Origin of the sequence: Halobacterium bonnevillei (assembly GCF_009831555.1) — an archaeon.
Lineage (GTDB): Archaea > Halobacteriota > Halobacteria > Halobacteriales > Halobacteriaceae > Halobacterium > Halobacterium bonnevillei.
On sequence record NZ_WUUU01000142.1, the window covers coordinates 1 to 7,854 of the forward strand.

6 protein-coding genes and 2 pseudogenes are annotated in these 7,854 nt (G+C 65.7%); 3 read left to right on the plus strand and 5 right to left on the minus strand.

Going from position 1 to position 7,854, the window contains the following annotated elements; all coding sequences use genetic code 11:
- Together GRX66_RS14280 and GRX66_RS14285 are read left to right on the plus strand one after the other, a co-directional pair.
- A pseudogene (locus GRX66_RS14280) lies at positions 1-315 on the plus strand (DapH/DapD/GlmU-related protein); the annotation flags it as partial.
- Positions 312-1,088: a hypothetical protein gene (locus GRX66_RS14285; protein ID WP_159527160.1), complete on the plus strand. Its 777-nt coding sequence runs from the start codon at positions 312-314 to the stop codon at positions 1,086-1,088. The pseudogene GRX66_RS14280 and the gene GRX66_RS14285, both read left to right, overlap by 4 nt.
- A gap of 159 nt (positions 1,089-1,247) precedes the next feature.
- Here GRX66_RS14285 and GRX66_RS14290 read toward each other — a convergent pair whose 3' ends face one another.
- The 4 genes from GRX66_RS14290 to GRX66_RS14305 all read right to left on the minus strand — a co-directional run bounded on the left by GRX66_RS14290 (position 1,248) and on the right by GRX66_RS14305 (position 4,666).
- Positions 1,248-1,544 carry a hypothetical protein gene (locus GRX66_RS14290; RefSeq protein WP_159527161.1) on the minus strand — a complete coding sequence of 99 codons (297 nt, stop codon included), beginning with the start codon at positions 1,542-1,544 and terminating at the stop codon, positions 1,248-1,250.
- A gap of 184 nt (positions 1,545-1,728) precedes the next feature.
- Entirely contained in the window at positions 1,729-2,724 is a 996-nt protein-coding gene (locus tag GRX66_RS14295) for a glycosyltransferase family 2 protein (protein ID WP_159527162.1), read from the minus strand.
- 175 nt (positions 2,725-2,899) lie between these two features.
- Positions 2,900-3,253 (minus strand): PadR family transcriptional regulator, encoded by a 354-nt coding sequence (locus GRX66_RS14300; protein WP_233745539.1) that lies wholly within the window; start codon positions 3,251-3,253, stop codon positions 2,900-2,902.
- A gap of 114 nt (positions 3,254-3,367) precedes the next feature.
- On the minus strand, positions 3,368-4,666 hold the full coding sequence (locus tag GRX66_RS14305; protein WP_159527163.1) for a polysaccharide deacetylase family protein: 1,299 nt from the start codon (positions 4,664-4,666) through the stop codon (positions 3,368-3,370).
- 170 nt (positions 4,667-4,836) lie between these two features.
- Here GRX66_RS14305 and GRX66_RS14310 point away from each other — a divergent pair, with 170 nt between their 5' ends.
- Positions 4,837-7,005, plus strand: coding sequence for a right-handed parallel beta-helix repeat-containing protein (locus tag GRX66_RS14310; RefSeq protein ID WP_159527164.1), 2,169 nt, complete (start codon positions 4,837-4,839; stop codon positions 7,003-7,005).
- A gap of 66 nt (positions 7,006-7,071) precedes the next feature.
- On the opposite strand, the pseudogene GRX66_RS14315 reads toward GRX66_RS14310, so the two are convergent.
- Positions 7,072-7,854: pseudogene (locus GRX66_RS14315) on the minus strand (phosphoglucosamine mutase); the annotation flags it as partial.

Below are 7,854 nucleotides of genomic sequence, written 5' to 3' on the forward strand. Positions count from 1 at the left end.
GGTCCGAACACCTCGATCGACCGCGCTGTCTTCGGCGAGACCAGGGTCCGACGCGGTGCGAAACTCAGCGCGAACGTCCACGTCGCCCACCAGGCCGAGGTCGGTGCGGACGCGACGGTCGCCTACGGGTGCGGGTTCGCTGGCGGCGCGACCGTCGGAGACCGGACCACCGTCCACCCGCACGTGAGCGTCGCGACCGACGTCGAGGTCGGCGCTGACGCCGAACTCGGAATGCACGCCACCGTCCTGGATGACGTTTCAGCCGGGGCGCTCGTCGTCGGGTCGCCTGCAGAGCCAGTCGGGGACGAACCATGACCGACACCAGCGGACAGGTCACGACCGATGCCGTCGCGGAGCACGTGGAGTTCACGTACGACTGGTACGGCGAGTTCCTCGACGAACTCCACGACCACGGCTACCAGTTCCGCACGTACGACCAGCCCGTGACGGACGGGGACGTCCTCCTCCGCCACGACGTCGACTGGTCGCCCCGGAACGCGCTCGAACTCGCACGCATGGAGGCCTCCCGCGACGTCACCGCGACGTACTTCTTCCTCGTCACGTCTCCCCTGTACAACCTCCATCACAGGCCAGTCAGACTGGTCGTTGAGGAACTCGAGGCGCTCGGACACGACGTCGGCCTCCACTTCAGCACACACCAGCACTTCACCGAGGAACCGGACGGCGACGTGCTCGCCGACTGCGTCCAGGACGAACGCACTGCCTTCGAGCAGGTCTGCAGCGACCCGACCGACGCCGTGTCGTTCCACCGGCCGCCGGAGTGGGTGTTCCGGCGGTCCTACGACGGCTTCACGAGCACGTACGAGCGCCGGTTCTTCGAGGAGATCACGTACCGCGGCGACTCCAATCAGCGCTGGCGGGAAGCGCACCCGCTGGCTGACGGTCTGCCGTCGAAGATGCAGGTGCTCGTCCACCCCGGGCTCTGGGGTGAGCTAGACGCGGGCTTCGTCGAACGGTTCCGCGAGAAGGTCGACAGCCGGCTCGCCCGAACCGCCCGCTTCCTCGACGAGCAGTTCGTCGAGAAGCGCTACAACATCGACGACTACTGCCAGCACGTCGAGCGCTGACCACGAACCCACGTACTGCCTCCCGGTGATCGACAGCCAGCGACTGTCGGCGTTTCCGCTCGTGACAGACCCTCAGCAGTAGTTGCCAGCAAGCGGTTCGGTACTCAGAACATCCCGGACCTGAAGCGGCTGAATCGCCACCCAGGTTTGCGACTGGATTTACCGCGTGCTGTTGACTGTGAGGTTCGTCGAGGTGACGCCGACAGTGTCCCCCTCGATTTCTACCTGGTAGTCGTCGACCACAAACGATATCGAGACTTCGCTGTTGCTCTCGACGAGCATGTTCAGCGAGTCCACCTCGAGATAGTCGGTCAATGGCTTCGCAAGCACGTCAGTCGTTTTCGTCACTTCACCGTATTCGAGCATCGCGATCGACTCCAGGATGGCCACACCGGGTGTCACGGTCGCCCAGTCGAACTCGCGTTGGACGCCACCCAGACCGGAGTGAACAGTCATTGTGAGTTTAAGAGGTGGCGGCCCTAATAAACTACCGTACGGAACGTTGTCACAGACGTTCTCGTTCGTTCACCTGGTTCGCTGACGGGCAACGGACCCGCTAAACTGGTCGCCAGTTTCGCCAATCACTCCGAATAGCGGACCGGCGTCGACACCTCCCGTTCGCAGTGACGGACTTCTGCAGTCACTGATCGTACTTCTGGACGGTCATTCCGCGGTTCTCCTCGCGGTCCAGCACCATGCCCGCAATCAGTCCGAGCACGCCGACGGAGACCAGCGTCAGCGACTCCACGACGCCGTCGGACTCGCTGCTGGCGGCGCGGCGCAGCAGCGACGCGAGGCCGCCGCCCGCGGCGACCGCACCCGCGTAGTAGAACAGCGGCAGCGGGTGGAACTGTTCGGAGAGGTACTTCGAGCGGAGCCGCCAGAGGAAGTTCCCGAGCAGGAGGACGGACACCTTCGGGATGTACGTCCGGTAGTCGATGTGGCTCTCCTCGTCCTCGTAGACCGCCCGGCGGGAGACGTCCGCGACCGTCACGCCCGCGGCGTTCAGGCGCGCGAGCAGGTCGTTGCAGTAGCCGTAGTCCTCGTACATCTCCGCGATGTCGACGGCCTCCAGGGCCTCCCGGGAGATAGCCGTCGACCCGTTCTGCGGGTCCATCATCCCCCAGTACCCGCTGGAGATCTTCGTGAGGAACGTCAACACGAAGTTGCCCGCCTGGCGGAACCGCGGCATCGCATCGCGGTCCTGGTCGAGCAGTCGGTTCCCCTTGGCGTACCCGGCCTCCCCGGCGGCCACTGGCTCGAGGATGCGCTCGAGGATGTCGGGCTCCGTCTGGCCGTCCCCGCTGACGACCAGCGTCACGTCGACGCCGTCGTCGAGGGCCGCACGGTAGCCGGTCTTGATTGCGCCGCCGACGCCCCGGTTCTCGTCGTGCTGGATGGGGACGACCCGCGGGTCCAGTTCGACCCCGCCGTCCGTGACGGGACTCTCCGCTGGCTTGGCGTCGTTGACGCGCTCGGCGTGTGTCTGTATCTCCGTCCAGGTGTCGTCCGTGGAGGCGTCGTCGACGACGTACGCGCGGTCGACGAAATCGGGAAGCGTCTCGATGACCTCTCCGATGAACGACTCCTCGTTGTAGGCCGGAATCACGGCCGCGATGGAGTGTCCTTCGTACATTTGGCTCGTCGCCCGTAGCTTCGCATCCACGTGCCGTTATTATACGTCGAGTAAGCGTCCCCGGGTCGCTCCGCCGAACCGGGTAGAACAAGCGACGCTCGCAGTCGTTCCCGCCGAGGATTCAGCTGTCGGTCGTGTGTCGCTCCGGTACTCGGCCGCCTTGGCCGTCCGAGACTCAGTACTCGGGCACCTGAACGTCGGAGAACTCCTCCGTTTGGGCGTGCGCGCACTGCCAGCGGCACAGCTCCGCGAGCACCTCGCGGCCGCACTCTGTGAGCGCGTAGTCGTTCGTGCGGCCGTCGCGGTTGCTCTTCCGGAGGAGGCCCGCCTCGTGGAGTTCGTCGAGGTTGGGGTAGAGCTGTCCCGGAAGGATTGACTCGCCCGTCGAGTCCTCCAGTTCGGCCTTCACTTCCTGGCCGCTGGCCCGCTCAGACCCTGCAATGACGAACAGCAGGTCGCGCTGGAAGCTCGTGAACTCCAGAATACGCTCCATGGTTTCGTCGACTGCCTCGAGTCTCACTTCGCTCATGTACGTCCCGGTACTGACCCAGTCCGTAAAAGCTAGAATGACCGTTTCGCCGCTTACAAAGCTTCTAAACCCAATTTCGGGGCGTTTCACCGAGAAACCCCAGCCCGGCGTCGGTCACCCTCCGTCCGAGACGTCCGCGCGCAGGTCCGTGTGGATCGTCTCGGGGGTCGTGACTTTGAGCGAACTGTTGTCGAGGTAGTCCACGAACTCCTCGAACTCTCCCGGTGTCACGGCCAGGCCGTCGCCGCGTTCGTTGATGTCGTGGAACGTGAACAGCTCGATGTCGTTGTAGAGTTTGCCGAGGTCGACCATCTTCTTCGCTATCTCGAGGTCGCTGGCGTCGCCCCGAGAGACGGTCATGGGCTCGGTGACACGGCCGGACCCGATGCTTCGCGTGCCCACGTAACGGAACGCGAGGTCGTGGTGTTTCTCCGCGAAGCTCGTCACGGCGTCGCTGAAGCCACCGAAGGGGTAGACCAGCCACCGCGAGCCGGTTTCGAATCCCTGGTCGACGAGCCACTCCTTGGCGTTCACGATCTCCTGTTCGGCGGTCAGCCGGGAGATGTCCTCGAGGTTCGTGTGCGTGCTCGTGTGCGAACAGACTGCCCAGCCGTTCGACGAGAGTTCGCCGAGCTGGTCGAGACTGAGACTGCCGTCGTCGCCGACGTTGTCTGTCACGACCGGTACCGTGGCCGGCATGTCGCGCTCGGAGAGCACGTCGAACGCCTCCGTGTACGCGGATTCGAGGCCGTCGTCGAAGAACACCACCGCGTGGCCTTCTTCGGGCGACGGGACGCGACGGAGGTCGTCCACCCAGAACTTCGTGTTTCGTTCGCCGCCGCGGACGCGAACACTGAGCTTTTGGACGTTCTCGAGTTCGGGGAGGCCGGTGACGTCACGGGCGCCGGCGTCTATCCGCAGCCAGTTCCCACTGGTCTCCTGTCGAACTCCCTCCCCGAGTACGAGCTGGTTCGACTCGTCCGGCGCCTGGATGGCGAGCTGGACGACGGCGTTCCCCGGCGAATCCATTCGGAACGCCATCGAGAGGTTCTCGCTCGAGAGGTCCAGGTCCACGTCGCGCGTCAACACGACCGGTCCGTCGCCGCGTTCGAGCCGCGCGGACTGCGAACCCGCGTACACCGTCGAGTCGTCTGCCTCGAGCGACCCGCCCTCGACGCTCCACTGGGAGAGGTCCTCGAAGTCCTCGAACACCTCCGTCTCGGCGAGCTGCGGCTCGGCGGTCGTGGTCGTCTGCTGGGTCGTCTGGTTGGCGGTGGTCGTCGTCTCGTTCGTCGACGTGGTCTCGGTCGGGGACGACGCCGAACTCGAACAGCCAGCGACGCCGATCAGGCCGGCGGTGGCGATACTTCCGAGCACCGCCCGCCGCGTCCGTCTGTCGTTCTGTCTTGTCATCGCTACTCGCGTAGACGACACAGAGCCGTTTTACTATCTTTCAGCTAAAACGACGACCCGGCGAACGCCCCGGTTTTGGGGTGTTTCAGCCGTGGACGCCACAGTTCGTGTCATTGCTGGGTCGACTTAACAGATGTATAGTAATCCGGCCGACGCTGTCAGGCCTTGGCATGGGTGACAACCTCTCTCTGCTCCGACGAGACGTGCTGGAGATTGGTGGATCGATCGCCGCGATGAGTGGGTGTCTGTCGTCCGGCGACGATTCGGGCGACGCCGAAACGACGACCGTCGACGATCCCGGCGAGGCGGCGAACGTCGAGGGGTTCGCCGGCGGCGTCGTGAAAACCGACCACCTGCTAACGGACTCCCGGAGCGCCGACGTCGTCGTCTGGAAGGACGAAGACGGAACGGTGTTCGCGGACGGGGCCGACGAAATCGTCGCGCGCGGCGACAACTTCAGTGCCGTGGTCCAGGCCGCCGTCGACTCGGGCGCGTCGAAGATCGTCATCCAGGACGGTCACTACGTTGCGCCCGACCCAGTGAACATCAAGACGGGGACGATACTCGAGGGGATGGGAACCGACACGACCATCGAAGTCGCGGGAAGCGCCGGCTTCCGCGTGGAAGGCGAGCGAGGCGAGTCGGCCCCGCTCGCGGCCGACGCCAACTCCACTGACCGGCTCCTCTCGGTCACGGACGCGTCCCCCTTCGACGCCGACAACCTCGTCCTCGTGAACACGGAGCGCACGACGGAGTACCGCGACCAGCCGTACGGGGAGATCCGCCGTATCACGTCGGTAGACGAGGCGAGCGGCGAACTCGAACTGACTTCGGGGGGACTGTTCGACGAGTACCGCACGGCAAACGACGCGAAAGCTATCGCCATCGACGACGTCGAGAACGTCGTCATTCGTGACATGGCGTTCGTGGGCACTGACCAGGAGGCGTACCGGTCCGGCGTCATCGCGACGTACGGGCAGCGGATTCTGGTCGAGAACGTTCTGTTCCGCGGCCTCGGGCACTCGGGCGTCATCTACCTGTCCACGATATACTCGGCGGTGAACAACTGCAAGATGCACGACATCAGGTACGAAGCCGGCGGTGTCGGGTACGGCGTCACGCTCGCTGACGCGGTGCGGAACGTCCGCGTGCGGAACAACGTCTTCCACGACACCAAGAACCACTGCACCACGGTCGGCGGGACGGGTGGAGACGGATTCCCGCGGCTGCTCACCTTCGAGTCCAACGAGTACTACGAGGACGACGCGGACGTTCACATGGGTGGCGTGGTGCAGTTCGCCGACAACCGGTTCGCGAACGCCGAGAACGGCATCATCTCCGGTGCCGACGTCACGTACGTCACGGGCTGTGAGTTCCGGAACCTCGAAGGGGACGCGTACCTGAACCGCGGCGACCCCTCGGAGGTCGTCTTCAACGGGTGCGAATTCAAGGACATCGATGGGATGGGCGTCAACCTCTACGACCATCCGGCCGGGTTACGGAAGCTCACGATGGCGGGCAACGACGTCAACGGTGTCGAGGGCGACGTCCTGCGGTTCCGGACGCCCGACGGGGAGACCTGCGAGTTCTTCGGCTTCACGGAGAACGTCCACACCGACTGCGGGTCGAACGTGATCCAACTCGGCGAGATCGGCGATTCGGCCATTCAGGAGGTGAACGTCCTCGGGAACCACTTCGAGCACGTCGACGGCTTCGTCCTCGCCGCCGGCAACATCTCCGGCGCGATCCGGTTCCTCAGCAACTCGATGGACAGGATCGGCGGCTCTTACGCTGTCACGACCAACGGAGCGATGACGCTCGCCACCGGCAACGAACTGCGACACTACGACAACCGTGGACTTCTCGTCAAGGGTCCAGGACTCGTCGCCGCGAACACGTTCGCAGGCGGCGGGAACGACGCCGTCCTCGTCTACGAGACCAGCAACGTCTTCGTGACGAACAACAAGTTCGACGCGACGAGCGGCACGGACATCAACGCGATCGACGCCACGGAGTGCAAGGTCGTCTCGAACGACGTCGAGTCCGGCATCGACGTCCCGGGACCATCGAACCCCGTCCGCCGGAACTTCGGCTATCAGACGGAGGACACGGGTACGTACGCGACCAGCGGGTCGGGCGCGTCCTCGTACGACATCCCCCACAACCTCACCGAGCCAGCGGTAGTGGCGAACGTCTGGGCGGAGAGCGCGGACGCAGCGGGGCGCTTCTACGTCTCCGAGAAGGACGCGGACACGATTACGCTGACGTACGAGAGCGCGCCGCCGAGCGGTAGCGGGAACCTCGCCTGGGGATACGAAGCGAAAACACACTCGCACTGACGAACACCCACTCCGCCGACGTGGCAGCGTGCCGCGACCACTCCGCCCGTGGGCCAGTCCGGTACGTCAGTCGGCGCGTCGCTCCACGTTCTCCCGGGCGGCCTCGACGAGTTCCCTGGCCTCGCGGAACCGAGCGTCCACGGCTTCGTCGTCGCGGGCCTGCGCGGTCACGCGAACGAGCGGCTGGGTTCCGCTCGCGCGCACCAGGAACCACCCGTCGTCGACCGTCACTCGCACGCCGTCCAGTCCCTGGACGTCGTCGTACTCCGCGGCGACCGTCGACTCCACACGGTCGACGACCGCGGCCTTCTCGTCCGTCTCGACGCTGTCCCGGCGCAGCGGGTATCGCCCGAGGTCCGCCCGGAGCGACGACAGCGGCCCGCGATCGTCGACGAGTGCGGAGAGTCGGGCGGCGGCGAGCGGCCGTCCGGGCACAAGGTCTCCTCGGGCCAGATCCAGGCGCCGCTGGGTTCGCCGCCGAAGACGACGCCCGGTTCGCTCGCGCGTTCCGCGACGAACACGTCGCCGACGGGCGTTCGCACCGTGGACGCGCCGACGTCTGCGAGGACGTCCTGGACGAGCATGCTCGTGTTCAGCGGGACGGCGACCTGGTCGCCGTCGCCCGCGACCGCCCGCGCGAACAACGCGAGGAGCTCGTCGCCCTCGAGGAACGCGCCGTCCTCGTCGAGCGCCATCATCCGGTCCGCGTCGCCGTCGTGAGCGACACCCAGGTCGTGGTCTGTGGCGGCGACGTACGCGGCCAGTGTTTCCGCCTTCCTCGGTCGCTCGCTGGGCCGCGCCGGGAACCGGCCGTCAGGCTGGGCGTTCAGCGTCGACACCGAACACCCG